This is a genomic window from Chelatococcus sp. XZ-Ab1 (assembly GCF_029309855.1).
In the GTDB taxonomy this organism is placed as follows: Bacteria; Pseudomonadota; Alphaproteobacteria; order Rhizobiales; family Beijerinckiaceae; genus Chelatococcus_A; species Chelatococcus_A sambhunathii.
This window is the reverse complement of the sequence record NZ_JARKII010000001.1, coordinates 143765-169421: the sequence shown is the minus strand read 5'-3', so window position 1 is coordinate 169421 and position 25657 is coordinate 143765. Positions and strand designations below refer to the sequence as shown.

Below are 25657 nucleotides of genomic sequence, written 5' to 3'. Positions count from 1 at the left end.
CGGATGGAAGGTCAAGAGGCCGGCGCGGGATGCAGCATCACGCCGGCGCGAGGCCGATCCGGGCGTCGCGCTGGCGCAGCCAGTGGATGAAGGGCACGGCGAGAAGCACCATCCATGCCTTGCCGATGACCTGGCCGGCGAAGAAGTCAAGGCTGCCGAAGGCGAGTTGCAGGAAGACGGCGCTGTCGACCACGAGGCCGACGACGCTCGACAGCACGACCGCCGTCACGAAGCGCTTGCGCTGCAGCGGCGTATAGACGGCGAAATCGGCCAGTTCCGACAGGAGGAAGGCCGCGGCAGACGCTATGACTATGGCCTGCGGCGCAAGCAGGGCCGAGAGCGCCGTGCCGACGACGATCGCTCCGAGCGCGGCCTTGGCGCCGAGGCGCCGCTGCACGATGTCGCGCGCGACGAGCGCAAGGCCGATCATCAGCACGCCACTCGGCGCCATGATGCCGGGTGCAACCGGGATGAGGCACGGCCCCTCCGGCACGCAGACCGTGCCGGCATTGCCGATGAGCCAGTTGGCGGCGGGGATGGTGAGGCCGAAGACGAGGAGGGCGAGGATGCCCTCGAACTGTTTCTGCCGGATCTTGTCGGTCGTCGGGTTCATGGTCCGTCGTTGTCTTCCGTGTTGCGCCCGGTGCGCCATTTCGCCCAGCCGGCGGCGCGCAACTCGCAGGCCGGGCAGGTGCCGCAGCCATAGCCCCAGTCGTGGCGGCGCGAGCGCTCGCCAAGGTAGCACGTGTGCGTCTCCTCGACGACGAGGGCGAGGAAATCCGCGCCGCCCAGCCGCTCGGCGAGCGCGAAGGTCTCCGCCTTGTCGCGCCACATCAGCGGCGTGTGCAGCACGAAGCGGCTGTCGGTGCCGAGATTGATGGCGACCTGCATCGCCTTGATTGTGTCGTCGCGGCAGTCAGGATAGCCGGAGTAATCCGTCTCGCACACGCCGAGCACGATGTGGCGCGTCCCGCGCCGATAGGCGAGCGCCGCCGCGAAAGTGAGGAAGATGAGGTTGCGGCCGGGGACGAAGGTCGTCGGCAGGCCGTTCTCGCCCGTCGCGATCGCGACCTCGCGCGTCATCGCCGTGTCGGAGATGGCGCCGAGCGCGGCAAGCGGCACGACATGGTCGCGGCCGAGCCGCCTCTCCCCCATCGCGCCCGGCCGGGCAAGGCGCTCGCGGATCACCCCGCGGCAGGTCAGCTCCACCGCATGGCGCTGGCCGTAGTCGAAGCCGATCGTTTCCACATGGGCGAAGCGCTCAAGCGCCCAGCCGAGGCAGACGGTGGAATCCTGCCCGCCGGAAAAGAGGACGAGGGCCTTGTCGTCGGCGAGCTCGGGCATCGCACCGATCAGTCGAACAGGCTGGAGACGCTCGATTCCGTCGCCGTGCGGCCGATGGCCTCGCCGATGAGCGGGGCGATGGTGATGACGCGGATGTTCGGCGCCACCTTCACGGCCTCGGTCGGCTGGATGGAATCGGTGATGACGAGTTGCTTGAGGCGCGAGGACGAGATGCGCGCCACGGCCCCGCCGGAGAGCACGCCATGCGTGCAATAGGCGTAGACCTCGCGCGCGCCCTTGGCGAGCAGCGCGTCGGCGGCGTTGCACAGCGTGCCGCCGGAATCGATGATATCGTCGACGAGAATGCAGGAACGACCCTCGACATTGCCGATGATGTTCATCACCTCCGACTCGCCCGGCCGCTCGCGGCGCTTGTCGACGATGGCAAGCGGTGCGTCGATCCGCTTGGCGAGCGCGCGGGCGCGCACCACGCCGCCGACGTCCGGCGAGACCACCATGACATTGGCGAGGTCCATGTGTTCGCGGATGTCGCGCACCATCACCGGCGCGCCATAGAGGTTGTCGGTCGGGATGTCGAAGAAGCCCTGGATCTGCCCGGCGTGCAGGTCGAGCGTCAGCACACGGTCGGCGCCGGCGCGAGTGATGAGGTTGGCGACGAGCTTGGCCGAGATCGGCGTGCGCGGGCCGGGCTTGCGGTCCTGCCGGGCATAGCCGAAATAGGGCAGCACGGCCGTGATGCGGCGGGCGGAGGAGCGGCGCAGCGCATCGATGATGATGAGCAGCTCCATCAGGTGGTCGTTGGCCGGGAACGAGGTCGACTGGATGACGAAGACATCCTCGCCGCGTACGTTCTCCTGAATCTCGACGAACACCTCCATGTCGGCGAAGCGCTTGACCTGGCAGGTCGCGAGCGGCACCTCGAGATAGTTCGAGATGGCCTCGGCGAGCGGACGGTTCGAATTGCCCGCGACGAGCTTGATCGAGGGTTTCATCCAGCGCGTTCCCGTATGTTGAGCGGAGCTGTGGAACTAGAGCCTGGCCGTCTGCCACGGGTCGCGCTGTCACAACCCGGACATATTGGTCTGCGCGGCTCTTATCAGCGATGGCGCGGGTGAACAATAGCACTTGTGCTGCAGCGCGGCATCTGGATGGCCGGCATGCCCCTCCCCGCTAGTGGCAAGAGGGTTCCAGGCCTTGCTCAACACAGCACGAGATCGAGTGAGGGCAGGTTCAGCGCGTCGGGCGCACCCTCCGTCACGAGATAGGTGCGGCCGAGGCACATGGCGGTCCCGCTTTGCGAATCCATCAGGATCATGTGCGCGAACATCACCATGCCCGGCACCAGCGGCCAGTCGTTATCCTCGTAGAACATCGGCCAGTCCATCCACGACGGGGTGAACTTGGCGCCTAGCGAATAGCCGCAGGCGTTGAGGCGGTGGCCGGCGAGCCCCGCCGCGTCCAGTGCCTTGGCATGGGCTGTGAAGACGTCCCCCGCCGTCTTGCCCGGCCGCATAGCCGCCTCGCAGGCGAGCAACGCCTCCTGCGCCGCTCGGTGATAGGTGAGATGCTCGGGCCGCGGGTCGCCGATGACGAGCGTGCGCATGGCCGCGACGTGGTAGTGCCGGTAGACGCCGGCGAATTCGAGCGTCAGCTGGTCGCGCGGATCGAGCACGCGCCGGCCGCTCTTGTAGCGGCACAGCAGGGCCTCGCGTCCGGAGCCGATGATGAACTCGTTGGCGGGATAGTCGCCACCGCCGCGGAAGATCGCCGCGTGCTGGGCGGCGAGGATCTCGCCCTCGTCGGCCCCGGCCCGCGTCAGGGCGATGGCCGCCCGGTCGGCCTCATCCGCGAGCACCGCCGCCCGGCGCACATAGGCGAGTTCCTCCTGCGACTTCACCGCCCTCAGGCGCGTGACGACGAGCGAGGCATCCGTGAGCTGCGCAAGGCCATCGAAGGCGGCGTCGAGCCTGCGGCCGTTGGCGGCGACGAGGCCGTAGGATTCGTATTCGACGCCGATGCGTTTGCCGGCGAGGCCCTTCTCGGCCGCGATGGCGCTGAGCTCGCCCGCCGGGTCGGCGTCCCGGCCGTCCCTCCAGATGCGGATGTCCTCGATATTCGACGTCAGCTCCGCCTGCCGCAGATCGGCGGAGCGGGTGAGAAGCACGATGTCGCCGCCGGCCGTAACGAGAAGGCTCTGGAAAAAGCAGAAGCCGAAGGTGTCGTAGCCGGTCAGCCAGTACATCGATTCCTGCTGGAACAGGAGGAGCCCGTCGAGCTTCTCCCGTTCCATCGCGGCAAGCAGGCTTTCCTTGCGGCGGGCGAATTCGGCTGGCGAGAAATGCAGGGCCATGCGGGTTCCTCATGGGTGGACCGGGCGGATGCAATCCACTCATCAATGCCAGCTTCGGACCCGCCCCGTCGAGGCCGCACGGCGCTTTCCGCAGTAAGAATTCCTTGTCTTCTGCGCGCTACAGACATCATCCTGAAGCAACTGATGCGTCGGGGACGGGAATGCGTGCAGCGGCAGGGCTCGGATCGGGGTTGATCGCCGGCAACGCCGCCGATGCGCACGCAGGCCCCCTGACCGGCGGCAATGAAGGCTTCATCGACGCGCTGGCCATGCACATCGGCCAGGCGGGGCGCGCCCTATGGGACGTGCTCGTTGCGACGCCACAGATCCCCTCCGCCTTTGCCGACGTGTGGGATGTCATGACGGCCGACGTCCCCGAGGCCGGCACGCTCCTCGCCCACGCCGTCGTCATCGGCGTCGCGGTGCTCTTCGTTCCCACGCTGGTGCGCCGCCTTGCCGGGGGTGCAGAGATTCATGCGGATGACGACGGGCGAGCACGGCTCAAGAAGGCCGTGCGTCGGCTCGTCGTCGATGCGGCCGGCCTCATCGTCATGGTTGCTATCACGGCATTGCTGGCGCGGCTGTTCCTGCGCGGCGACACGCCGGTGCATGGGCTTGCCGTTGCGATCGTCGGGGCGGCCGTGCGCTGGCGGCTGGCCATGCTGCTGCCGCTCACCCTCCTGCGCCCTCAGGAGCCGCAGTTGCGCCTCGTGGCGGTCGGAGAGGACCGGGTGCGCGCCGTACTCGTCGGCGCCGGCGCGACGCTCGCCATCCTTCTTGTCTTCTACACGCTCATGCCGGTCTTCGTCCGCGCCGGCATCGCGCGCCCGCCGGCACAGGCCCTTGGCGTGATCGTCGGCACGCTCGCCGCCACAGCCGCAGGCATGACGCTCGCTCGTTTCTTCGCGCACGCCGCCGAGGCGCCGCGTGCCGTCGTCATTGCCGCCGGTGCAATCGTCGTCCTCGTCTGGGTGGCGTGGATCTACGGCATCGTCGCGCTCGACTTCGACCTCTATCACGCCGCTGCCTTCTCGGCGCTGCTCGCCCTTGTCGTGGCGACGCTCGACCGCTTCCTCGCCTATGCCATCGCCTGCTGCCGCCCGCAGGAGGCTCCGGAGACGACCGAAGCCGAGGAGCCCTCGGCCGAGCTCGCCCTCGTGGCGGATGCGGAGGCAGCGGATGCAGCCGTGCCTGACCCCGGGTCGCCATATCTCCTGCAGATCCTGATCACGGCGCGCCGCATCGTGATCGCTGTTGCCATAACTGCCCTCGCGACCTTCTTCGTCCGGCTCTGGGTGGTCGAGATCCTCGCGCTCGTCAGCCAGGAACTCTGGTACGCCTGGCGCGAGGCGCTCCTGACGGCGGTCGGCATTCTCGTCGTCGGCTACATCTTGTTCGAGCTGCTGCGCGGCTGGGCACGCCTCAAGTTCGCCCCGCGGACGCACGGATCGGCGGACGATCACGACGCCGCCGGCCTGCCGCGGCCGGCGGGGCGGCTCGCCTCGGTCCTGCCGCTGCTCGAAGGCTTCGTCGGCGCGCTCATCGTCGCCACCGCCATCCTCGTCGCCCTGTCGCATCTCGGCGTCAACATCGGCCCGATCCTCGCCGGCGCCGGCATCTTCGGCCTCGCCTTCAGCTTCGGCTCGCAGGCGCTGGTGCGCGATATCGTCTCCGGCATCTTCTATCTTGCAGACGACGCCTTCCGCGTCGGCGAATACATCCAGGCCGGCAGCCACAAGGGCATGGTCGAGCGCATCTCGGTGCGCTCGCTGCGCATCCGCCACCAGAACGGGCAGTTCCACACCATTCCCTACGGCCAGCTCGGCGCCGTGACCAACTTCAGCCGCGACTGGGCGACGGTGAAGTTCAACCTGCGCCTCGCCCGCGATGCCGACGTGGAACAGGCGCGAAAGATCGCCAAGAAGATCGGCCAGGACCTCCTGACCCACGAGGAATATGGCAAGGATTTCATCGGCCCCGTGAAGATGCAGGGCGTCGCCGACGTGCAGGAGAACGCCCTCGTCTGCCGCTTCAAGTTCACCGTCAAGCCGGGCCGGCAGGCCCTCATCCAGCGCGAGGCCGTCAAGCGCCTGTTCAAGGGCTTCACCGACGCCGGCATCCGCTTCGCCTCCAATGCGGTCGTCGTGCAGGGCGGCGACGGCCGGAGCGACACCTCCGCCGCCGCGGCAGCCGACCTGTCGCGCCATCTGGCCGAGGAGCGGGCGCAGGCGCAGGGCTGACGTCCGGCCACGCAGCGTTGCAAAATCGAGGACTTGCTGCTAAAGGCAACGCGCGCCCGCCAGACACCCCTGGAGGCACGGGTGCGCCACACATGTTCTGTTGAACGTGAATGGCCGTGCGCGAGCACGGCCGTTTCTGTTCCGTGACCACAAAGGATCGAAGCCATGTCCGCTGTCAAGCAGCTCAAGGCCTCGGCTCGCGAGCGGGTCGGCAAGGGGGCCGCCCGTGCCGTTCGCCGTCAGGGCCGTGTTCCCGCAGTCATCTACGGTCTCGGCGAAGCGCCGCAGCCGATCGCGCTCGACTTCAACGAGACGAAGCGCCTGATCTTCTCCGGCGGTTTCCTCACCACCGTTTTCGAGATCGACGTCGACGGCAGCAAGACCCGCGCCATTCCGCGCGACTTTCAGCTCGATCCGGTGAAGGACACGCCTCTCCACGTCGACTTCCTGCGCGTGACGCGCGATGCCACCGTCAACGTCGAAGTGCCTGTGCACTTCCTGAACCAGGAAGCTTCGCCCGGCCTCAAGCGTGGCGGCACGCTCAACGTCGTACGCCACACGGTCGAGCTCATCGTGCCGGTCGATGCCATCCCCGATGCGATCGACATCGACCTCACGGGCCGGGAGATCGGCGATTCCATTCACATCTCGGCCGTCAAGCTGCCGGCCGGCGTCACCCCCGTGATCCAGGACCGCGACTTCACCATCGCGACCGTGGTCGCGCCGTCCAAGCTCGTCGCCGAGACGGCCGAGGAAGCTGCTGCCGGCGAGACCGAAGAGAAGTAATTTTCCCCAAGAGCGGGGCGGGCCTCTTCGTCCGCCCTGTCTGCCTCTCCCTGGGCACCGCCCGAGGATCGAGCCCGGTGCATGCTGGCCGCACTGGCCGGCCGCGCCGGGTTTCGGGAGCACCATGTGCTTCCTTCCGTTCACGGGGCTTCGCCATGCTGCTGTTCGTCGGGCTCGGCAATCCGGGCGCGCGCTATGCGCACAATCGGCACAACATCGGCTTCATGGCCGTCGACGAGATCGCCCGCCGGCACAATGCCGGCCCGTGGCGCCGTCGCTTCCAGAGCGAGGTGGCGGAGGCCGTCGTCGGCGGCGAACGCCTCCTGCTCATGAAGCCCCAGACCTACATGAACGAATCGGGCCGTGCGGTTGGCGAGGCGCAGCGCTTCTTCAAGGTCGCCCTCGCGGATATCGTCGTCTTCCACGACGAGCTCGACCTTGCACCGGCCAGGCTGCGCATCAAGACGGGCGGCGGCATCGCCGGGCACAACGGCCTGCGGTCGATTTCCGCCCACGTCGGCAACGACTATCGCCGGGTGCGCCTGGGCATCGGTCACCCCGGCGACAAGGCGCTCGTGCACACCTATGTGCTCAGCGATTTCGCCAAGGCGGAGGAGCCCTGGGTCGAGGATCTCACGGGCGCGGTGGCAGAGTTTGCGGCGCTCCTTGCCAGGGGCGAGGACGCCAGTTTCCAGAACAAGGTGCATCTGGCCATGGATGCGCGGGGTTGGGGCGACGTGAAGCGCCCGGGCGAACGCGCCGGAGGATAGGTGATGGGTTTCAAGTGCGGCATCGTCGGCCTGCCGAACGTAGGCAAGTCGACGCTCTTCAACGCGCTCACGCAGACGGCGGCGGCCCAGGCGGCCAACTATCCCTTCTGCACCATCGAGCCGAATGTTGGCGAGGTCGCGGTCCCGGACCCGCGCCTCACGACACTCGCCGGGATCGCAGGCTCGGCGCAGATCATCCCGACGCGGCTCACCTTCGTCGACATCGCCGGCTTGGTGCGCGGCGCCTCGAAGGGCGAGGGCCTCGGCAACCAGTTCCTCGCCAACATCCGGGAGGTTGACGCCATCGCCCATGTGGTACGCTGCTTCGAGGACGGCGACGTCACACACGTCGAGGGCAAGATCGACCCCATCGCCGACATCGAAACCATCGAGACCGAGCTTATGCTCGCCGATCTCGACAGCCTCGAAAAGCGCGTCACCGCCCTCGAGAAGAAGGCCCGCGGCGGCGACAAGGAGGCGAAGGAATCCCTCGACCTCATCTCGCGCGCCCTCACCCTGCTGCGCGCCGGCAAGCCGGCCCGGCTCGTCGAGCGCAAACCGGAGGAGGAGCGCGCCTTCGGCATGCTCGGCCTGCTGACGTCGAAGCCCGTCCTCTATGTATGCAATGTCGATGAGGGCTCGGCCCGCGATGGCAACGCATTCTCCGCCCGCGTCTTCGCGCGCGCCGCGGAGGAAGGGGCCAAGGCCGTCGTCGTCTCGGCCAAGATCGAGAGCGAGATCGCCGTGCTACCGGCCGAGGAGCAGGCGGACTATCTCGCCGCCATCGACCTCGAGGAGCCCGGCCTCAACCGCGTGATCCGCGCCGGCTACGAATTGCTCGGCCTCATCACCTATTTCACGGTAGGGCCCAAGGAGGCGCGCGCCTGGACCATCACCCGCGGCACGCGGGCACCGCAGGCCGCCGGCGTCATCCATACCGACTTCGAGAAGGGCTTCATCCGCGCCGAAACCATCGCCTATGCCGACTATGTGGCGCTGAAGGGCGAGGCCGGGGCGCGCGATGCCGGCAAGCTGCGCCTTGAAGGCAAGGACTATCAGGTCGCCGACGGCGATGTTCTGCACTTCCGCTTCGCGACCTGAGGTTTTGGTCGGACGAATGGCGAACCGCCAGTGCCACGCGCAACCATTGGCCGGGCGCAGGCGGAACAGCCCGGGTGCCGACGCAAGAACCTCATGAGCATCCGGGACCGGCAGCCACTTTCCCCTCGCCTGCTATCGATCGGTCTCCACCGGGGCGCCGATGCCGAGCCCCTGAAGGTAAACGAGCATCCCCGCCTCCAGTAGTTCCTCGGGCGTCATGGGCAGCGCGCGCCGTCCGGCGTCACCGCGAGCGAACAGGGACGCGATACCGTGCGACATTGCCCAGATATGCAGGGCCATCATCAGGGCCGGCGGCCGCTTGCCGGCAGGCACGGTGGCGACGAGCGCGTCCGCCGCATTGCGCAGCACCAGGAAGGCCCGCTCGGCGGCGAGCCTCAGCTCCGGGCTGGTATCGAGCGAGACGCCGGCCTCGAACATGGCGGAATAATAGGCCGGCTCGTTGCGGGCAAAGGCGAGATAGGCCTTGCCGAGACGCTCGAAGGCCGTGCCCGGATCGGGCGCCCCGCTCGCCCAAGCGGCCGCGAGTTCGCCCTCGAACTGGCTGAAGCCGCGCAGCGCCACATCGGCGAGCAGTTCTTCCCGATCCCGGAAATGGCGATAGGGCGCAGCGGGACTCACGCCGGCCCAGCGCGCCGCCTCGGCAAAGGTGAAGCCGGCCGGTCCCTTCTCGGCGATGAGCTCGAGAGCGGCACGGACGAGCGTTTCCTTCAAATTCCCGTGATGATAGCCCCGGGAGCCATCCGATCCGCCGCGTTTCCAGCTCATGTGAAAAGGTCTTACATGCCTTTAAGGGCGCTGTCGATGCAATGGCTCGGTGCCTATGCCTCGCCGCCGAGAATCCTGCGCAGATGGCCCGGAATGCGCGCCGGCCGGCCGCCGGCGATGGCCGCCACGCGCACGTCGGCCGTAACGATGACTTCGTCACCACGGAGGATGCGCTGGGCGATGACGAGCGAGGCGCCACGCACCTCGTCGGTGCGCGTCTCGACCGTCAGGACGTCGTCCATGCGCGCCGGCAGGATATAGTCAATCGTCATGCGTCGCACCGCGAAGATGAGGCCTTCGCCATCGGCATGCAGATCCGACTGGGCAACGCCGGCGAGGCGCAGGAAGTCCGTGCGCCCGCGCTCCAGGAAGCGCAGGTAGTTCGCGTGATAGACGATGCCGGAGAAATCGGTGTCCTCGTAATAGACACGCACCGGCAGGATATGGGTGCGCCCCTCGAGCACGCCGGCAAGATGCGGCCAGTGCCGGCCCGCTGTGTCAATCGTCATCACATCGTCCCTTTGCCCGTCCATCTCGTCCTTTCCATCGGCCGCTTCTCCCGCCGCACTGACCTACACATACCGGTCGTCGATTTCCATCCCCTGCCACCGGCGGAAGCCTGTGCTATCGTCGCAGCGATCCGGCCGTCGGCCGCCACATGACCGGTCCCTCGATGAAGTCCCTCATCAACAGCTGGCAACTCTGGGCTTTTCTGTCCGCCACCTTCGCGGCCCTGACGGCGGTCCTCGCCAAGGTGGGCGTGGAAGAGATCAATTCCGATTACGCGACGCTGGTGCGCACGCTCGTCATCCTCGCCGCCGCGGCGGCCATCGTCGCAGCGACCGGGCAGTGGCAGTCGCCCGTGTCGGTGCCTGGCAGGAGCTATCTCTTCCTCGTCCTCTCCGGCCTTGCGACGGCAGCCTCCTGGCTGTGCTACTTCCGTGCCCTGAAGCTGGGCGACGCCTCGCGCGTCGCACCCATCGACAAGCTCAGCGTCGTCCTCGTCGCCGTCTTCGCCGCCCTCTTCCTCAACGAGCGGCTGGCCTCGATCAACTGGCTTGGCGTCGTCCTCATCACGGCCGGCGTCGTTCTCGTCGCCTACAAGCCCTGAGCCTCAGGCCTCGTCGTCGCCGCCGAACAGGCCGAACTGCACTGTCTCGCGCTGCGGCTCCTCGAGGCCGAGGTGGCGGAAGGCGTGCGGGGTCAGGATGCGCCCGCGCGGCGTGCGCTGCACGAAGCCCTTCTGGATGAGGAAGGGCTCGATGATCTCCTCGATGGCGTCGCGCGGCTCCGACAAGGCTGCGGCGATCGTCTCGATGCCCACCGGCCCGCCGCCGAAGGAGAGCGCGATGGTCGAGAGATAGCGCCGGTCCATCAGGTCGAGCCCGGCGCCGTCGACCTCGAGCAGTTGCAGCGCCTTGTCGGCGATGGCGCGGGTGACCGTGTCGGCCCCGTCGACCACCGCGAAATCGCGCACCCGGCGCAGGAGGCGCCCGGCGATGCGCGGCGTGCCGCGGGCCCGGCGGGCGATCTCGTTGGCACCGTCGTCGCTCATGCCGATGCCGATGACCCGCGCGCCCCGCTTCACGATGAGCTCGAGTTCCTCCACCGTATAGAACTGCAGACGGATGGGGATGCCAAAACGGTCGCGCAGCGGGGTGGTGAGCAGGCCCTGGCGCGTGGTCGCGCCGACGAGCGTGAACTTCGGCAGGTCGATCTTGACCGAGCGCGCCGCCGGCCCCTCACCGATGATGAGGTCGAGCTGGTAGTCCTCCATCGCCGGATAGAGAATTTCTTCCACGGCCGGGTTGAGGCGGTGGATCTCGTCGATGAAGAGCACGTCGCGCTCGTCGAGATTGGTGAGCTGGGCGGCAAGGTCCCCCGCCTTGGCGATGACCGGCCCGGACGTGGAGCGGAAGTTGACGCCGAGCTCGCGGGCCACGATCTGCGCGAGCGTCGTCTTGCCGAGGCCGGGCGGGCCGACGAAGAGCACGTGGTCGAGCGCATCGCCCCGCGTCTTCGCCGCCTCGATGAAGACCGAGAGATTGGCCCGCGCCTGCGCCTGGCCGATGAACTCGCCGAGCGCGAGTGGTCTCAGCGACTGATCGGGGTCGTCGCCCCGCCGTTCGGCGGAGACCAGGCGCTGAGACGTCATTGTATGCCTCCCCAGCGCATCGGAGCGGCCGCGACCGCACGGTCGATGCCGCGCCGGTCCCTCGCCCTCCGAGCCGCCCCGATGCTGCTCCTGCAAGTCATTCGTCGTTCCCTGCGTCGGCCCCGCTCCCAGACGAGCCTATACCCCGGCCGTGACGCCGGCCAAACGGGTCGGATCGTCCGCTGCCGCCCCTCGTCACGCAACTGTTCCCTAAGGGGATGGTCATGCCCTCTCATCGCATCTCGAGTCGATATGTCCCGCTTGCGGCATTCCTGATCACCGCTGCGATCCCGGTGGCTGCCGAAGGCCGCCCCCCACGACGTCCGAAAAATGCGCTCCGTTCCGCAGCGGCGCGTGCAAGCCGCTCGCACAGCCCTTCACCGACTTTTCACCTGAATGGCAACCCGCGCCCCCACCGCCGCCCGACCTGCTCTACGCGCCCGGCAAGAAGGCGGGATCGCTTCCCTCTCGTGAGGACCTGCCGGCCGCCATGCGCCGGCCACCGGAGAGGAAAAGCCGCTGAGACCCGTCGCGCCCAAGCCGCCCGTCATCGCGCCAGCTCCTTCAGGCCGAGGCGGATGAGGGTGGCGGTCTGCGCCTCCTCTCCCGCCGCTTTGAGGGCCGCGGCAACGGCCGCCGCCGCCTGCGGCTGCCCGTAGCCCAGATTGACCAGAGCCGAGACGGCATCGGCCACGGGCGCCGGCGCATCGCCGTCCGTCACTGCCCCGGAAAGGCGGATGACCGCCGGATCGACCGCCCCGAACACCGGCGCCTTGTCCTTCAACTCGGCAACGAGGCGGGCGGCGAGCTTCGGCCCGACGCCAGGCGCGCGTGCGATCGCGGCCTTGTCGCCCATGCCGACGGCCGAGGCGAGAGCGCCAGGGTCGAGCACCGAGAGGATGCCGAGCGCAACGCGCGACCCTACACCCTGAACCGTCTGCAAGAGGCGGAACCATTCCCGCTCCGCGTCGCTGCGGAAGCCGTAGAGGCGGATCATGTCCTCGCGCACGATGGTCTCGATGGCGAGGGTTGCCGCCTCGCCGGCCGGCGGCAGGTTCTGCAGCGTGCGCGAGGAACAGTGCACCAGATAGCCGACGCCGTGCACGTCGAGGATGACGTGGTCCTCGCCGTAACTGTCGACGACACCCTTGAGCTTGCCGATCATGCCCGCACCCGCCTGTCGAATCGTGCCGTCATCATAGGGCAAGAGCCTTGCGCAGCGCCCGTGCCTGCCGGTGCTGGGCGTGGGTGATGGCGACCGCGAGCGCATCGGCCGCATCCGCCGTCGTCGCCACTGCCTTCGGCAGCAGCACCTTGATCATTGCCGCGATCTGGCGCTTCTCGGCATGGCCGACGCCCGTGACGGTCTTCTTGACGAGATTGGCCGCATATTCGGCGACGTCGAGGCCGGCGAGCGCCGGCACCAGCAGCGCCACGGCGCGCGCATGGCCGAGCTTCAGCGTCGCCTGCGCATCCTTGTTGACGAAGGTCTCTTCCACCGCCACCTCGTCCGGCCCGTGATCGCGCACGATGGCCGTGAGCCCGTCGTGCAATTCGCGCAGCCGCTCGGCGAGCGGCAATTCGCCGTTGGAGGTCACGCAGCCGCAGGCAACGAAGGACAGGCGCGTGCCGGCAATGTCGACGACGCCCCAGCCCATCTTGCGCAGGCCGGGGTCGATACCGAGGATGCGAATCGCGTCAACGCCCATGCCTTCGGCTTTAGCCGAACAAAGGGCGAACGGCCAGCCTCTTTACCCGCGCCGCCTGCCGACGCCCGCCAGTGCCCCGACGGCGCCGCTCGCGAAGAGGAAGCCAGCGGTGACGAGCACGAGGGCGCCGATGGCGAGCGGGGTGAGACGCTCGCCGAGGAGCAGCATGCCGCCGAAGGAGGACATGGCCGGCACGAGTGCCGAGAAGGCCGCGGCCACCGTGACGCCGAGGCGGCGCACGGCGAGCGAATAGGCCGCGATGCCGACGACGCCGGACAGGACGCCCTGCCACAGCACCTGCATTGCGAGTTCCTGCCAGGGAGCGGTGAGGAAGCCGCTGTCGCCGGACAGATACCAGATCGGCAGGAGCAGCAGGAAGGACCAGGCGTTGAGCACGGCGGCCGCCTGCCAGCCGGTCAGCCCGCTCTGCCGGATGCCGAAGGTGTAGACCGCCCACAGCGCGCCACCGCAGACGAAAAGCAGGTCGCCACGCCAGCTGCCGGCGGCGTCGCCGAGGCTCGGTCCGATGATGGCTGCGACACCGGCGAGGATGAGGGCAAAGCCGACGAGATGGACGCGGGTCGCCCGCTCGCCGAACCACAGCGCGCCGAGGAGCATGACGAACATCGGCACGGTGGTCGGCATGATGGCGCCCATGTGGGCGACCGGGGCCAGGCGCGCGCCGGCCATCGCAACGAGCCCGAACGGCAGGCCGGCGCCAGCCACCATGGCGGCGATCGTCCAGGGATTGGCCTTGCGGGGCAGGAGGCCGCTGCGCAGCAAAACCGGCGCCAGCAGTAGAGACGCCACGCCGTAGCGCAGGAAGGCGAGATCGAACGGCGTCAGGCTGGTCGAGGCGCTGTGGCGCGTGGCGATCTGCCAGCCGGCCCAGATGGAGATCGCGGTGAGCGCGGCGAGGATGCCGAGGAGCCGCCCGTCACGCACGGGGGTGCGCGCCGCCGCGTTAGCATCGACCGCGCCCTCGGTATGCACCGCCATCCACGCCTCCGGAACGCCGCTGTAACAAGTGGCGCATCCATAGCCGCTGGTCGGGCGGCGCACATCGTCGCGCGGCGGGCAGCAGCCGTGCGCCGGGCGCACGGCCGCGCCCGATCAGGCGCTCAGCTTCGCCAGGAGGCTGTCGGAGATCTCGAAATTGGCGAAGACGTTCTGCACGTCGTCGTGTTCCTCGAGCGTGCCGATGAGGCGCATCAGCTTCTCGCCCGTCTCGTCGTCGACGGCGATGGTGTTCTGCGGCTTCCACACGAGCTTGGAGGCCGTCGGCTCGCCGAACTTCTCCTCAAGGGCCTTGGAGACCTCGTTGAGGGCGCCCTGCTCGCAATAGACCTCGTGGCTCTCCTCGCCCGAGACCACGTCGTCGGCGCCGGCGTCGATGGCCGCTTCCAGCATGTCGTCGGCGGAAGCCACCGAGGCGGCGAAGGCGACATAGCCGACGCGATCGAACATGAAGGAGACGGCACCCGTCTCGGCGAGGTTGCCGCCACTCTTGGTGAAGTAGGAGCGCACGTCCGAGGCGGTGCGGTTGCGGTTGTCGGTCATCGCCTCGACGATGACGGCGACGCCGCCCGGCCCGTAGCCCTCGTAGCGGATTTCCTCGTAGTTCTCGCTGTCGCCACCGCTCGCCTTCTTGATGGCGCGCTCGATGTTGTCCTTCGGCATGTTCTCCGCGCGCGCCGCCAAGATGGCCGCGCGCAGGCGCGGGTTCATGGCTGGAACGGGCAGGCCGAGCTTGGCGGCGACGGTGATCTCGCGCGCCAGCTTGGAAAAGAGCTTCGACCGCATGGCGTCCTGCTTGCCCTTGCGGTGCATGATATTCTTGAACTGCGAATGTCCGGCCATCGGTCCTCCGGCGGATGCGGGGCACCACGGGCCGCTCCCGGCCGCCCTGAGGTCGTCCCCGTCTGGAATGAGTGGGCGCCTTATAAGCCGCCTGTCGCCGAAAATAAAGGAAGCGGCGCAGCCGTGGCTATTCCCAGAAATCCGGCCCGCTCGGCGCAAGATGTGGCCCGATGCGCACATGTGCCACGCGGTGGGCAAGGCCGGTCGCATCGTCGGTCTCGACGGCGATACCGGCAAGCGTGCCCTCGCCACTCGCGGCCTCCAGCCGGCTGCCCGGCGTCTTCTCGAGGAAGCGGCGGATCGGCTCGTCCTTCTGCATGCCAAGGATGGAATCGTAGTCGCCGCACATGCCGGCGTCCGAGAGATAGGCCGTGCCCCCGGGCAGGACGCGCCCGTCGGCGGTCGGCACGTGGGTATGCGTGCCGACGACAAGGCTGGCGCGCCCGTCGACGAAGGCCGCGAGCCCCTGCTTCTCGCTCGTCGCTTCGGCATGCATGTCGATGACGACCGCGTCGCACGCCGCACCCAGGGGGCAGGCTTCCAGTTCCTGCGCCACGACGTTGAAGGGATCGTCGAGCGGATCCATGAAAAGCCGACCCATCACGTTCATCACGAGGACGCGCGCGCCATTGCGGGCCTCGACGACGGTGGCGCCGCGGCCGGGCGTGCCGCGCGGATAGTTGGCGGGGCGCAGGAGACGCGGCTGGCGCTCGATGAAGACGAGCGCCTCGCGCTGATCGAAGGAATGGTTGCCGAGGGTGATGACGTCGGCACCGGCCGCGAGCACCTCATCGCAGATCGCCTCGGTGATGCCGAAACCGCCGGCCGCGTTCTCACCGTTGATGACGACGAGGTCGAGGCTCCAGCGCTCGCGCAGGCGCGGCAGCCGCTCCACGACGGCCGTGCGCCCCGGACGGCCGACGATATCTCCGAGGAAGAGAAGGCGCATGTGAACTCCCCGATTGCGGGCGGGATGCGGATTCCATGCGGCACTCAGGCCGCCTGAGGGCGGATGACTTCGCTTTGCGTGACGACGACGTCAAGCCGCTGGTCGTGATTTTCTGCCGGCACGCTCGCGACCTCCTGGCAGGCGAGCGCCAGGCCGATCGTCGTCAACGCCCCGGCTGCCGAGAGCCGGGCTATCGCCCCGTCGTAGTGGCCCTTGCCGTAGCCGATGCGATGACCAGCCCTGTCGAAGGCCGCGAGCGGCACGAGGAGGACGCGCGGCGTCACCTCCGCAGCCGTCTCCGGCGGGCCCAGGGTGCCGAAACCGGCGGGTACCAGCGGCTGCCATGGTTGCCATGCCCGGAAGAGCAGCCCTTGCGGCGAGCATACCGGCAGGGCAAGCGTGACCCCCCGGTCGGCCAGGATCTCCAGGATGGGGCGAGGATCGATCTCGCTGCGCAGCGGCCAGTAGCCTGCCACAGGGCCCGTCAAGGGGCAGGTGAGTTCCGGCAGGGTCAGCGCGTTGTCGCGCAGGGCCTCGGCCGCCTCCAGCATCGTGTCGACGTCGAGCGCCGCCTCATCCCGCCGGGCAAGGGCGGCCCGGCGCAGATCTTCCTTGGAGGGGGAACCGGAAAGGGCGTGCACGCGTCGACTGGCCTCGCCGGCGGATGAAGACAGTGCGGAGCCACGATGGCCGTTGGAGGATCGATCCCGGGAAACCTACAACGTAGGTGGGCGCCGTGTCGCCGAGTCCACGGACAAGGCAAGGAACAGCTCCCGTTAGGATCGATAAGGCCCCGGGGATATGTTCTCCTGACGCACCCCGCAGCACCGCGCGGCAAACATAGGCCGGCGTCGGAAAGATTGCTAGAGGCCCGCGTGCTCTGCCGAAAGCCGCCTCGTTCAACCCGGCTGGCTCGGCTGCGCCGGGGGCGTCAGCGACTTCGTCACGCGCTCGACGCGCTCGGCGAGCGTCGAGACGGCCTCCGCAAGCCGCTCCTCGATCACACCTATCCGCTCGTCGCCCGCGCCCACGGCGTCCTTCAGCGTGGCGACCTCATTCTCCAGCCGCGCCAGGGCCCGCTTCGCCTCGCTCAGCTCGTCAGCGATGGTGAGCGCGGCCATGACGTGCAGGCGCATGTCGCCGATCTCGCCGAAGGCCGTGCGCATTTCCTCGATGCGCCCGTCGAGGGTGGCGGCGAGCCCCTCGATATGCGCCTCCTCGCCCTCCCCGCAGGCCATGCGGTAGAGACGCCCGGCGATGGTGACGGAAACCTGCGGCATTACCCTTACCTCTTGGCTTCAAGGCTGGCTTTCGGCCCCCATGACCGTTCTGACCGCCCCCATAGCACGCTCGACCCGCCGCGACACGTCATCCGCCGCCGCCTCCAGGCGCTCCAGCCGGGCGAGCGCCCCGTCGAGTTCGACGGCGAGCCGCGCCCTGTCGTCCTGCATCAGCGACAGCTCGGTCTCGAGGTCGCCGCGCCGCTGTTCCAGCTCGAGCCGCCGTGCTGCCGCGCGCTCGAGCCCCGAGACGGCCGCCTCCAGCCGCTCGAGAGCTGCATTGAGCATTGCCTGCGATCGCGCCATGATCTCACCCGATGACTGTCGGCGGCGCGGGGAATCGCATGCCGGCCGTCGTTCCATTGACTCGCAAAGATGACCTGCTATCAAGCCCGCGCCCCCCGCGGCTGTGCCGGCCCACGTCGGAAGCGGCGTCGAACGCGCAGTCAGACCCTGGTTTCGAGCGTACCGGAAACGATCCAGTGACTTCTCCTGTCGAGCACGCCCGCCTTGCCAATGCCATCCGCGCCCTCAGCATGGACGCCGTGGAACAGGCCAAATCCGGCCATCCCGGCCTGCCCATGGGGGCGGCAGACATCGCCACCGTCCTCTTCTCGCGCTTCCTGAAGTTCGACGCGGCCGATCCGCGCTGGCCCGACCGCGACCGCTTCGTCCTGTCGGCCGGTCACGGTTCGATGCTCATCTACTCGCTGCTGCACCTCACGGGCAACACGGATGTGACGCTCGACGAGATCAAGCGCTTCCGCCAGCTCGGCTCCAAGACGCCGGGCCATCCCGAGAACTTCATCACCTCCGGTGTCGAGACGACCACCGGCCCCCTCGGCCAGGGGATTGCCACAGCAGTCGGCATGGCACTCGGCGAGCGCATGCTCAACGCCCAGTTCGGCGACGACCTTGTCGATCACTATACCTATGTGCTCGCCTCCGACGGCGACCTCATGGAGGGCGTCAGCCAGGAGGCCATCGCGCTCGCCGGCCACCTCAGGCTCAACCGCCTCATCGTCCTCTTCGACGACAACGGCATCTCGATCGACGGGCCGCTGTCGCTCGCCGATTCCGTCGACCAGCTGAAGCGCTTCGAGGCGGCCGGCTGGGCAACGGTCCGCGTTGACGGGCATGACCCGCAGGCCATCGCCGATGCGATCTCTGCCGCCCGCAACAGCGAATACCCTACGCTCATCGCCTGCCGCACCACCATCGGCTATGGCGCTCCGAACAAGGCCGGCACCTCCAAGGCACACGGCGAACCGCTCGGCGCCGAGGAACTCGGCGGGGCCAAGCAGCGCCTCGGTTGGCAATACGGCGCCTTCGAGATCCCCGAGGACATCCGCTCCGCCTGGCTCGCCATCGGCGAGCGCGGCCGCGCGACACGCGAAGCCTGGCAGGCCCGCCTCGCCGCCATGGACACCGAACTGCGTGAGGAATTCTCCCGCCGCATCACTGGCACGCCGCTCGCCGGCCTCGACGAGGCCGTCGCACGGCTGAAGCGGGAACTCGTGGAGATGGCCCCGACGCTCGCCACCCGCAAGGCGAGTGAGACAGCGCTTGCGGTTCTGACGGAAGCGGTGCCCGAACTGGTCCTTGGCTCCGCCGACCTGACCCCCTCCAACAACACGCGCACCAAGAACCTCGCCGCGGTCAGTGCCGGCAATTACGGCGGCCGCTACATCCACTACGGCATCCGCGAACACGGCATGGCCGCGGCCATGAACGGGCTTTCGCTGCACGGCGGCTTCATCCCGGCCGGCGGTACCTTCCTCGTTTTCGCCGATTATGCGCGCCCGGCGATGCGCCTCGCCGCCCTCATGGGCACGCAGGCCATCTACGTCATGACGCACGATTCGATCGGCCTCGGCGAGGATGGGCCGACGCACCAGCCGGTCGAGCACCTCGCGAGCCTGCGCGCCATGCCCAACATGCGCGTCTTCCGCCCGGCCGATGCCGTCGAGACGCTGGAGTGCTGGCAGCTGGCGCTCGAGCGGCGCGACGGCCCGACGGTCCTCGCGCTGACGCGCCAGAACCTCCCGGCCCAGCGCACGGCCTTCACGGACTGGAACATGTGCGCCACCGGCGCTTACGAACTCGCCGCCGCCGAGGGCGAGGCCGTCGTCAGCCTCTTCGCCTCGGGCTCCGAAGTCGAGATCGCCGTCGCCGCCCAGTCGCTGCTCGCCGAGCGCGGCATCGCCGCCCGCGTCGTCTCCGTGCCGTCGCTCGATCTCTTCCTCGCCCAGCCCGAGGATGTGCGCCGCGACGTCATCGGCAATGCGCGGATCAAGGTCGCCGTCGAGGCCGCCGTCCGCTTCGGGTGGGATGCGGTGATCGGCCCCGACGGCATCTTCGTCGGCATGTCGGGCTTCGGCGCCAGCGCCCCGTACAAGGAGCTGTACAAGCATTTCGGCATCACGGCCGAGGCCGTCGTCGAGCACGTCCTTGCCAGGCACACCGCCTGAGCAGGCACGCTTCGCCTCAGTTTCGCCGAACGCGCCGTGTCTCACGGCAACAGATCGAGGGAGTGATACCATGACGGTTCGGGTAGCCATCAACGGTTTCGGACGCATCGGCCGCAACATCCTGCGTGCCATCATCGAGAGCGGGCGCAAGGATATCGAGGTCGTCGCCATCAACGACCTCGGGCCAGTGGAGACCAACGCCCACCTGCTGCGCTTCGATTCGGTTCACGGCCGCTTTCCGGCCGAGGTTAAGGTCGACGGCGACACGATCGACGTGGGCCGCGGCCCCATCAAGGTCACCGCCATCCGCAATCCGGCCGAGCTGCCGCACAAGGACCTCGGCGTCGACATCGCCCTCGAGTGCACGGGCATCTTCACCTCGAAGGACAAGGCAAGGGCCCATCTCGACGCCGGCGCCCGGCGCGTGCTCGTCTCGGCCCCGGCCGACGGCGCGGACCTCACGGTCGTCTACGGCGTTAACCATGACAAGCTGGCGAAGGACCATCTCGTCGTCTCCAACGCGTCCTGCACCACGAACTGCCTCGCGCCGGTGGCGAAAGTGCTCAACGATGCCGTCGGCATCGAGAAAGGCTTCATGACCACGGTGCACGCCTACACGGGCGACCAGCCGACGCTCGACACCATGCACAAGGACCTCTACCGCGCCCGCGCTGCGGCCCTCAGCATGATCCCGACCTCGACCGGTGCCGCCAAGGCCGTCGGCCTCGTGCTGCCCGAGCTCAACGGCAAGCTCGACGGTGTCTCCATCCGCGTGCCGACGCCGAACGTCTCGGTCATCGACTTCAAGTTCATCGCCCGCAAGGCGACGACCAAGGACGAGGTCAACGAGGCCATCAAGCGCGCCGCCGCGCAGGAGCTGAAGGGCATCCTCAACTTCACGGCGAGCCCCAACGTCTCGGTCGACTTCAATCACGACAGCCACTCCTCCACCTTCGCCCTCGACCAGACGAAGGTGATGGAAGGCACGCTCGTGCGCGTCATGTCCTGGTACGATAACGAGTGGGGCTTCTCCAACCGCATGGCCGACACGGCCGTTGCAATGGGCAAGCTGGCCTGAAATGCATCGGGACGCGGACCCAAGCTCCGCGTCCCGCGTTACTTGAGGGGGTCGGCGGGGGGCGAGCTGGAGACCGCAATGAGCGACACAGGTGGCCAACGCATTGAACCCTTTCTGCCTCAATCAGCCCCTGATGCCGAGCCGGCCGCGCCCCCTGCCGAGCCAGCCCCTGCGCCAGCCCCGCCCCCGGCTGCTCCCCCCGCACCCGTCGAGGACCCGCCGGCGCCCCCCGCCACCCCGAGCGCCCGCTCCCTGGCGGAGCAGCTCGCCCGCATCGAGGAAAAGGCGGCACGGCTCGAGGAGAAGCACGCCCGCAGTGAGGCGCTGATGCTGCGGCTCGACGACAAGGTGCAGGCGACCTCGAACCTCTCTGGCGAACTCGCCCGCCAGAGCGACCTTGCCGCGCTGCACGATCGCGTCGCCCGGCTGCCGGGCTATTCCGCCCTCATCGTCGCGGCGGTCATCGCGGCGGTACTCGCCGCGAGCTTCACCGTCGCCCTCATCAAATTCCTGCCCGGAGGCATTGGATTATGAGCCATGGGACATCGAGCCCTGGAACCCGGAGCTTTCGCACGCTCGATGAAGCGCAGGTGAAGGGCAGGCGCGTCCTGTTGCGCGTCGACCTCAACGTGCCGATGGAGAATGGCCGCGTGAGCGACGCCACCCGCATCGAGCGGGTCGTGCCAACCATTCGCGAGATCGCCGACAACGGCGGCCGCGTGGTGCTGCTCGCCCATTTCGGCCGCCCGAAGGGCAAGCCCGAGCCCAAGGACAGCCTGCGCCCGGTCGCGGCCGCGGTCGCCGAGCACATCGGCCGGCGGGTGGCCTTCGCCGAGGACTGCATCGGCGAGGCGGCGACCGAGGCCGTCGACGCCCTGAAGGATGGCGATATCGTCCTTCTCGAGAACACCCGCTTCCACGCGGGCGAGGAGCAGAACGACACTGATTTCGTGAAGGCGCTCGCCGCCAACGGCGATCTTTACGTCAACGACGCCTTCTCCGCTGCCCACCGGGCGCACGCCTCCACCGAAGGGCTCGCCCATGTGCTGCCGGCCTATGCCGGACGCACGATGCAAGCCGAACTCGAGGCCCTGGCCAAGGCGCTGGAAGCACCGAAGCGACCCGTCGTCGCCATCGTCGGCGGCGCCAAGGTATCGTCGAAGATCGACCTCCTGGAGAATCTCGTCACCAAGGTCGATGCTCTCGTCATCGGCGGCGGCATGGCCAATACCTTCCTGCACGCCCAGGGTGTCGCCGTGGGCAAGTCGCTGGCCGAGAAGGATCTGGCGACGACGGCCTTGAAGATCATGGAGAAGGCGTCGGCGCACAACTGCGCCATCATCCTGCCGGTCGATGCGGTGGTGGCCTGGCATTTCGAGGCCAACGCCCCTTCGCAAGCCTATGGCCTCGACGCCATCCCAGAGGATGGCATGATCCTCGACATCGGCCCGCAGTCGATTGAGCGCGTACGCGCCGCCATCGACGATGCTGCGACCCTTGTGTGGAACGGCCCGCTCGGCGCCTTCGAGCTGACACCTTTCGACGCCGGCACGGTCGCAGCCGCTCGCTATGCTGCGGAGCGCACAGCGGGCGGCAAGCTCGTGTCGGTGGCCGGCGGCGGCGATACGGTCGCAGCGCTGAATCACGCGGGCGTCGCGGAAGCCTTTTCCTATGTCTCGACGGCGGGGGGCGCCTTCCTCGAGTGGATGGAAGGCAAGGCCCTGCCCGGTGTCGAGGCCTTGCGCGCCGGCTAAGGCCCGGCAACCATAACGAGGCGGGCAACCAACGCCCGCCCGGCCAGTCTAGCGGAGAAGTACAGTGGCTCGCATCACCCTGCGTCAGTTGCTCGACCACGCTGCCGAATACGGCTACGGCGTGCCGGCCTTCAACATCAACAACATGGAGCAGGGCCTCGCCATCATGGCGGCGGCCGATGCCGTCGATGCGCCCGTCATCATCCAGGCGAGTCGCGGCGCCCGCCAGTATGCCAACGACGTGGTGCTCGCCCGCCTCATCGACGCGCTCGTCGAGCTCTACCCGCACATCCCCGTGTGCATGCATCTCGACCACGGCAACAACGAAGCAACCTGCGTCACCGCCATGCAGCACGGCTTCACCTCCGTGATGATGGACGGCTCGCTGAAGGAGGACGGCAAGACGCCGGCCGACTGGGACTACAACGTCGGCATCACCCGCCGGGTGACCGAGATGGCCCATTACGGCGGCGTCTCGGTGGAGGGCGAGCTCGGCGTGCTCGGCTCGCTCGAAACGGGCATGGGCGACAAGGAGGACGGCCACGGCGCCGAGGGCAAGCTCAGCCACGACCAGCTGCTGACGAACCCGGACGAGGCGGTGAAGTTCGTCAAGGAGACTCAGGTCGATGCGCTCGCCATCGCCATGGGCACCTCGCACGGCGCCTACAAGTTCACGCGCAAGCCGGATGGGGCTATCCTCGCCATGCACGTGATCGAGGAGATCCACCGCCGCCTGCCCGAGACGCACCTCGTCATGCACGGCTCCTCCTCCGTGCCGCAGGAACTGCAGGACATCATCAACAAGTACGGCGGCAAGATGCCCCAGACCTGGGGCGTGCCGGTGGAAGAGATCCAGCGCGGCATCAAGCACGGCGTGCGCAAGATCAACATCGACACCGACAACCGCATGGCGATGACCGGCCAGATCCGCCGCATCCTCACCGAGAACCCGGGCGAGTTCGACCCGCGCAAATATCTGAAGCCGGCGATGGAGGCGATGACCAAGCTCTGCAAGGAGCGCCTCGAGCAGTTCGGCACGGCGGGCCAGGCCGGCAGGATCAAGCCCGTCTCCCTGTCCGAGATGGCCAAGCGCTACCGCTCCGGCGAGATCGCCCCGAAGATCGCCTGATCCATGCCCGGCCGGTTCCCGGACCGGAGCAGGACGCGAGGGTCGCCGCACGGCGGCCCTCGGTGTTTCAAAAACAGGTTTCCACTTTCAGGCACGGCGCTCTAGAGTCCTTCCCCGCGACCTCGCGCTGCCGGCAGCCGGCGCGGACGACGCCGCCTTGGAGCCGATGCCGGTCGATTGTCCTGCAATCGGACCGGCATGGCTCTCGTTACTCGGGTACCTCAACGGCCATGTCCGACTTCACGCCCCGTCTCTATCTCGTCTCGCCCCTCGTGACCGATGTCGAGGCCTTCGCGCCACAGCTCGAAGCGGCCTGCAGGGTCGGCGACATCGCGGCCGTGCTGCTGCGGCTCGCCGCGAGCGACGAGCGGACGGCCATCAAGCAGGTGAAGGCGCTCGCGCCCATCGCCCAGAACGAGGGCGCCGCCGTCGTCGTCTCGGGCGCCCCTGTCATCGCCATGCGCGGCGGGGCGGACGGCGTTCACATCGCGGGCACCGGCTCGCCCGCCGAGGTCGAGGCGGCCCGCGAGGCGCTCGAGGCCATGAAACCGGATCGTATCGTCGGTATCGGTGGGTTGCGCAGCAAGCATGATGCCATGGTCGCCGGCGAGATGGACATCGATTACGTCATGTTCGGCGAGCCGCTGCCCAATGCCACCCTGCCCCCCTTCGCGCAGGTGATGGAGCGTGCGGCCTGGTGGGCGGAGATCTTTGCCGTGCCTTGCGTCGCCTTCGCGCCGGCGCTCGAGGACGTAACGCCGCTCGCGGAGACAGGGGTCGAGTTCGTCGCGGTGGGCGATGCGGTCTGGTCCGCGCCCGAGGGGCCGGCCAAGGCCGTGGCTTGCGCGCTCGGGGCGCTCGCCTCCGCCGAGGTGCCGCAGCGATGAGGTTGCGCCTGGCGGTCGCTCTTGCCGCGCTCCTCCTCCCCACCGCTGCCATCGCGCAGCCGGCCGCATCGCCAACGTTGCCCGCTCCTGCGGAAGGCGCAGCGCCGGCCGAGGCCGGACGCGCTCCCCAGCTGCCGACACCGCAGAGCACCCCTCTCATTCCGACGCTGCCGAGCGACCGCACGGATCTCGCCTATGGCGCCTACCAGCGCGGGCTTTATGTCTCGGCCCTGAAATATGCGACGGCGCGTGTGGAAGCCAATCGCAACGACACGGCCGCCATGACACTGCTCGGCGAGCTCTATGCGCAAGGCCTTGCCGTGCCGCAGGACTTCGCGGAGGCCGCCTCCTGGTACCGGCTTGCCCACGAAAAAGGCGATGCCAACGCCACTTTCGCCCTCGCCATGCTGGCCATGGATGGACTGGGGCTCCCGAAGAACCGGGCGCAGGCCGAGACGCTGCTCGAACAGGCTGCCGCCAAGGGCCACCCGGTCGCATCCTACAACCTCGCCCTGTTGCTGCTGCCGCGTCGCACCGAAGGCGGCGACGAACGGGCCGTCGCCCTGCTCGAGCGGGCGGCTCAGGCCGAGATCGCCGATGCCCAATATGCGCTCGCGGTACTCTATCGCGAAGGCAGAGGCGTGCCCGTCGACCGCATCAGGATGGCCAACTGGCTGGCGCGGGCGGCCGACAACGGCAACCTGCCGGCCCAGGTGGAATATGCCATCGCGCTTTTCAACGGCGATGGCACCGCACGCAGCGAGGAAGAGGCGGCGCGCTGGTTCGAGCGAGCGGCTTGGCGCGGCAATCCCATCGCCCAGAACCGCCTGGCGCGCATCCTCGCTGCCGGTCGCGGCCGCCCGACGGACCTGGTCGAGGCCGCCGCCTGGCACATGCTGGCCGCGCAGGCGGGCCTCGCGGACAGCTGGCTCGACGATACCCTCAAGACCCTCACCGATGCGCAGCGCAAGGCTGCCGCCGACACCGCCCATGAACGGGCCGAACGCCTCGAATTCGGCATCGGCCCTTGACCCCGCCGCGCAGCGA

The 25657-nt window shown here is 68.5% G+C and carries 27 protein-coding genes and 1 other RNA gene; 12 read left to right on the top strand and 16 right to left on the bottom strand.

The features are described 5' to 3' along the window. Positions 1–37: 37 nt before the first annotated feature. The 4 genes from P2T65_RS00820 to P2T65_RS00805 all read right to left on the bottom strand — a co-directional run bounded on the left by P2T65_RS00820 (position 38) and on the right by P2T65_RS00805 (position 3655). The gene (locus tag P2T65_RS00820) at positions 38–613 is read right to left on the bottom strand and encodes a VUT family protein (protein ID WP_055457643.1); all 576 of its coding nucleotides are present in this window, start codon (positions 611–613) and stop codon (positions 38–40) included. Next, entirely contained in the window at positions 610–1344 is a 735-nt protein-coding gene (gene queC, locus P2T65_RS00815; protein ID WP_071924105.1) for a 7-cyano-7-deazaguanine synthase QueC, read from the bottom strand. Before queC ends, P2T65_RS00820 begins: the two co-directional genes overlap by 4 nt. Before the next feature lie 8 nt (positions 1345–1352). Continuing rightward, positions 1353–2297, bottom strand: a complete 945-nt coding sequence (locus tag P2T65_RS00810; RefSeq protein ID WP_055457645.1) for a ribose-phosphate pyrophosphokinase — start codon at positions 2295–2297, stop codon at positions 1353–1355. 206 nt (positions 2298–2503) lie between these two features. Then, complete coding sequence (locus tag P2T65_RS00805; protein ID WP_276199003.1) at positions 2504–3655, bottom strand: Xaa-Pro peptidase family protein; 1152 nt, start codon at positions 3653–3655, stop codon at positions 2504–2506. Positions 3656–3816: 161 nt separating this feature from the next. Here P2T65_RS00805 and P2T65_RS00800 point away from each other — a divergent pair, with 161 nt between their 5' ends. The 4 genes from P2T65_RS00800 (at position 3817) to ychF (ending at position 8552) form a co-directional block, all read left to right on the top strand. Continuing rightward, positions 3817–5895, top strand: coding sequence for a mechanosensitive ion channel family protein (locus tag P2T65_RS00800; RefSeq protein ID WP_276199002.1), 2079 nt, complete (start codon positions 3817–3819; stop codon positions 5893–5895). Positions 5896–6060: 165 nt separating this feature from the next. Beyond that, positions 6061–6681, top strand: coding sequence for a 50S ribosomal protein L25/general stress protein Ctc (locus P2T65_RS00795; protein WP_055457648.1), 621 nt, complete (start codon positions 6061–6063; stop codon positions 6679–6681). A 155-nt stretch (positions 6682–6836) separates the two neighbouring features. After that, on the top strand, positions 6837–7451 hold the full coding sequence (pth, locus tag P2T65_RS00790; protein WP_055457649.1) for an aminoacyl-tRNA hydrolase: 615 nt from the start codon (positions 6837–6839) through the stop codon (positions 7449–7451). Positions 7452–7454: 3 nt separating this feature from the next. Continuing rightward, positions 7455–8552 carry a redox-regulated ATPase YchF gene (ychF, locus tag P2T65_RS00785; protein WP_071924107.1) on the top strand — a complete coding sequence of 366 codons (1098 nt, stop codon included), beginning with the start codon at positions 7455–7457 and terminating at the stop codon, positions 8550–8552. Positions 8553–8684: 132 nt separating this feature from the next. On the opposite strand, the gene P2T65_RS00780 is transcribed toward ychF, so the two are convergent. Both P2T65_RS00780 and ybgC read right to left on the bottom strand, forming a co-directional pair. Beyond that, on the bottom strand, positions 8685–9338 hold the full coding sequence (locus tag P2T65_RS00780) for a TetR/AcrR family transcriptional regulator (protein ID WP_055457651.1): 654 nt from the start codon (positions 9336–9338) through the stop codon (positions 8685–8687). A gap of 53 nt (positions 9339–9391) precedes the next feature. Further along, positions 9392–9847, bottom strand: coding sequence for a tol-pal system-associated acyl-CoA thioesterase (gene ybgC, locus P2T65_RS00775; RefSeq protein WP_055457913.1), 456 nt, complete (start codon positions 9845–9847; stop codon positions 9392–9394). A 164-nt stretch (positions 9848–10011) separates the two neighbouring features. Here ybgC and P2T65_RS00770 point away from each other — a divergent pair, with 164 nt between their 5' ends. Next, positions 10012–10449, top strand: coding sequence for an EamA family transporter (locus P2T65_RS00770; RefSeq protein ID WP_063190122.1), 438 nt, complete (start codon positions 10012–10014; stop codon positions 10447–10449). A gap of 3 nt (positions 10450–10452) precedes the next feature. Here the strand turns inward: P2T65_RS00770 and ruvB are convergent, their stop codons facing one another. The 10 genes from ruvB to P2T65_RS00720 all read right to left on the bottom strand — a co-directional run bounded on the left by ruvB (position 10453) and on the right by P2T65_RS00720 (position 17579). Next, positions 10453–11493 carry a Holliday junction branch migration DNA helicase RuvB gene (gene ruvB / locus P2T65_RS00765; RefSeq protein ID WP_055457652.1) on the bottom strand — a complete coding sequence of 347 codons (1041 nt, stop codon included), beginning with the start codon at positions 11491–11493 and terminating at the stop codon, positions 10453–10455. 547 nt (positions 11494–12040) lie between these two features. Then, on the bottom strand, positions 12041–12658 hold the full coding sequence (gene ruvA, locus P2T65_RS00760) for a Holliday junction branch migration protein RuvA (RefSeq protein WP_055457653.1): 618 nt from the start codon (positions 12656–12658) through the stop codon (positions 12041–12043). Between the two features lie 31 nt (positions 12659–12689). After that, positions 12690–13202: a crossover junction endodeoxyribonuclease RuvC gene (gene ruvC / locus P2T65_RS00755; RefSeq protein WP_019404024.1), complete on the bottom strand. Its 513-nt coding sequence runs from the start codon at positions 13200–13202 to the stop codon at positions 12690–12692. A 42-nt stretch (positions 13203–13244) separates the two neighbouring features. Further along, complete coding sequence (locus tag P2T65_RS00750) at positions 13245–14201, bottom strand: DMT family transporter (RefSeq protein WP_276199001.1); 957 nt, start codon at positions 14199–14201, stop codon at positions 13245–13247. A 114-nt stretch (positions 14202–14315) separates the two neighbouring features. Then, positions 14316–15062, bottom strand: coding sequence for a YebC/PmpR family DNA-binding transcriptional regulator (locus P2T65_RS00745; RefSeq protein ID WP_276199000.1), 747 nt, complete (start codon positions 15060–15062; stop codon positions 14316–14318). Between the two features lie 127 nt (positions 15063–15189). After that, complete coding sequence (locus P2T65_RS00740; protein ID WP_276198999.1) at positions 15190–16011, bottom strand: TIGR00282 family metallophosphoesterase; 822 nt, start codon at positions 16009–16011, stop codon at positions 15190–15192. A gap of 44 nt (positions 16012–16055) precedes the next feature. After that, entirely contained in the window at positions 16056–16652 is a 597-nt protein-coding gene (locus tag P2T65_RS00735) for a 5-formyltetrahydrofolate cyclo-ligase (RefSeq protein WP_276198998.1), read from the bottom strand. A 33-nt stretch (positions 16653–16685) separates the two neighbouring features. After that, positions 16686–16842, bottom strand: a non-coding RNA gene (gene ssrS / locus P2T65_RS00730) — 6S RNA. Between the two features lie 68 nt (positions 16843–16910). After that, a complete protein-coding gene (locus P2T65_RS00725) occupies positions 16911–17291 on the bottom strand; it encodes a cell division protein ZapA (protein ID WP_276198997.1) in 381 nt (126 codons plus the stop codon). A gap of 18 nt (positions 17292–17309) precedes the next feature. Next, positions 17310–17579 carry a DUF4164 domain-containing protein gene (locus tag P2T65_RS00720; RefSeq protein WP_055457659.1) on the bottom strand — a complete coding sequence of 90 codons (270 nt, stop codon included), beginning with the start codon at positions 17577–17579 and terminating at the stop codon, positions 17310–17312. 194 nt (positions 17580–17773) lie between these two features. Between P2T65_RS00720 and tkt the strand changes: the two genes are divergently transcribed. The 7 genes from tkt (at position 17774) to P2T65_RS00685 (ending at position 25641) form a co-directional block, all read left to right on the top strand. Continuing rightward, a complete protein-coding gene (tkt, locus tag P2T65_RS00715; protein ID WP_276198996.1) occupies positions 17774–19762 on the top strand; it encodes a transketolase in 1989 nt (662 codons plus the stop codon). A 70-nt stretch (positions 19763–19832) separates the two neighbouring features. Further along, entirely contained in the window at positions 19833–20840 is a 1008-nt protein-coding gene (gene gap / locus P2T65_RS00710) for a type I glyceraldehyde-3-phosphate dehydrogenase (protein WP_055457661.1), read from the top strand. A gap of 78 nt (positions 20841–20918) precedes the next feature. Further along, on the top strand, positions 20919–21374 hold the full coding sequence (locus tag P2T65_RS00705) for a hypothetical protein (protein WP_157672310.1): 456 nt from the start codon (positions 20919–20921) through the stop codon (positions 21372–21374). After that, positions 21371–22594 carry a phosphoglycerate kinase gene (locus P2T65_RS00700; protein WP_276198995.1) on the top strand — a complete coding sequence of 408 codons (1224 nt, stop codon included), beginning with the start codon at positions 21371–21373 and terminating at the stop codon, positions 22592–22594. The genes P2T65_RS00705 and P2T65_RS00700 overlap by 4 nt, the downstream gene beginning before the upstream one ends. Before the next feature lie 64 nt (positions 22595–22658). Beyond that, complete coding sequence (gene fba / locus P2T65_RS00695; protein WP_276198994.1) at positions 22659–23723, top strand: class II fructose-bisphosphate aldolase; 1065 nt, start codon at positions 22659–22661, stop codon at positions 23721–23723. A gap of 230 nt (positions 23724–23953) precedes the next feature. Beyond that, positions 23954–24610 (top strand): thiamine phosphate synthase, encoded by a 657-nt coding sequence (locus P2T65_RS00690; protein ID WP_276198993.1) that lies wholly within the window; start codon positions 23954–23956, stop codon positions 24608–24610. Beyond that, complete coding sequence (locus tag P2T65_RS00685; protein WP_276198992.1) at positions 24607–25641, top strand: tetratricopeptide repeat protein; 1035 nt, start codon at positions 24607–24609, stop codon at positions 25639–25641. The genes P2T65_RS00690 and P2T65_RS00685 overlap by 4 nt, the downstream gene beginning before the upstream one ends. Positions 25642–25657: the final 16 nt, after the last annotated feature.

Coding starts and splice junctions, on each gene's coding strand:
- P2T65_RS00805 (WP_276199003.1), bottom strand. CDS start 3,655: ATGGCCCTGCATTTCTCGCCAGCCGAATTCGCCCGCCGCAAGGAAAGC.
- gap (WP_055457661.1), top strand. CDS start 19,833: ATGACGGTTCGGGTAGCCATCAACGGTTTCGGACGCATCGGCCGCAAC.
- P2T65_RS00740 (WP_276198999.1), bottom strand. CDS start 16,011: ATGCGCCTTCTCTTCCTCGGAGATATCGTCGGCCGTCCGGGGCGCACG.
- P2T65_RS00745 (WP_276199000.1), bottom strand. CDS start 15,062: ATGGCCGGACATTCGCAGTTCAAGAATATCATGCACCGCAAGGGCAAG.
- ruvB (WP_055457652.1), bottom strand. CDS start 11,493: ATGACGTCTCAGCGCCTGGTCTCCGCCGAACGGCGGGGCGACGACCCC.
- ruvC (WP_019404024.1), bottom strand. CDS start 13,202: ATGGGCGTTGACGCGATTCGCATCCTCGGTATCGACCCCGGCCTGCGC.
- P2T65_RS00780 (WP_055457651.1), bottom strand. CDS start 9,338: ATGAGCTGGAAACGCGGCGGATCGGATGGCTCCCGGGGCTATCATCAC.
- P2T65_RS00685 (WP_276198992.1), top strand. CDS start 24,607: ATGAGGTTGCGCCTGGCGGTCGCTCTTGCCGCGCTCCTCCTCCCCACC.
- queC (WP_071924105.1), bottom strand. CDS start 1,344: ATGCCCGAGCTCGCCGACGACAAGGCCCTCGTCCTCTTTTCCGGCGGG.
- P2T65_RS00725 (WP_276198997.1), bottom strand. CDS start 17,291: ATGCCGCAGGTTTCCGTCACCATCGCCGGGCGTCTCTACCGCATGGCC.
- P2T65_RS00810 (WP_055457645.1), bottom strand. CDS start 2,297: ATGAAACCCTCGATCAAGCTCGTCGCGGGCAATTCGAACCGTCCGCTC.
- ruvA (WP_055457653.1), bottom strand. CDS start 12,658: ATGATCGGCAAGCTCAAGGGTGTCGTCGACAGTTACGGCGAGGACCAC.
- pth (WP_055457649.1), top strand. CDS start 6,837: ATGCTGCTGTTCGTCGGGCTCGGCAATCCGGGCGCGCGCTATGCGCAC.
- P2T65_RS00770 (WP_063190122.1), top strand. CDS start 10,012: ATGAAGTCCCTCATCAACAGCTGGCAACTCTGGGCTTTTCTGTCCGCC.
- P2T65_RS00720 (WP_055457659.1), bottom strand. CDS start 17,579: ATGCTCAATGCAGCTCTCGAGCGGCTGGAGGCGGCCGTCTCGGGGCTC.
- ybgC (WP_055457913.1), bottom strand. CDS start 9,847: ATGACGATTGACACAGCGGGCCGGCACTGGCCGCATCTTGCCGGCGTG.
- P2T65_RS00700 (WP_276198995.1), top strand. CDS start 21,371: ATGAGCCATGGGACATCGAGCCCTGGAACCCGGAGCTTTCGCACGCTC.
- ychF (WP_071924107.1), top strand. CDS start 7,455: ATGGGTTTCAAGTGCGGCATCGTCGGCCTGCCGAACGTAGGCAAGTCG.
- P2T65_RS00690 (WP_276198993.1), top strand. CDS start 23,954: ATGTCCGACTTCACGCCCCGTCTCTATCTCGTCTCGCCCCTCGTGACC.
- P2T65_RS00795 (WP_055457648.1), top strand. CDS start 6,061: ATGTCCGCTGTCAAGCAGCTCAAGGCCTCGGCTCGCGAGCGGGTCGGC.
- P2T65_RS00820 (WP_055457643.1), bottom strand. CDS start 613: ATGAACCCGACGACCGACAAGATCCGGCAGAAACAGTTCGAGGGCATC.
- P2T65_RS00800 (WP_276199002.1), top strand. CDS start 3,817: ATGCGTGCAGCGGCAGGGCTCGGATCGGGGTTGATCGCCGGCAACGCC.
- P2T65_RS00705 (WP_157672310.1), top strand. CDS start 20,919: ATGAGCGACACAGGTGGCCAACGCATTGAACCCTTTCTGCCTCAATCA.
- P2T65_RS00750 (WP_276199001.1), bottom strand. CDS start 14,201: ATGGCGGTGCATACCGAGGGCGCGGTCGATGCTAACGCGGCGGCGCGC.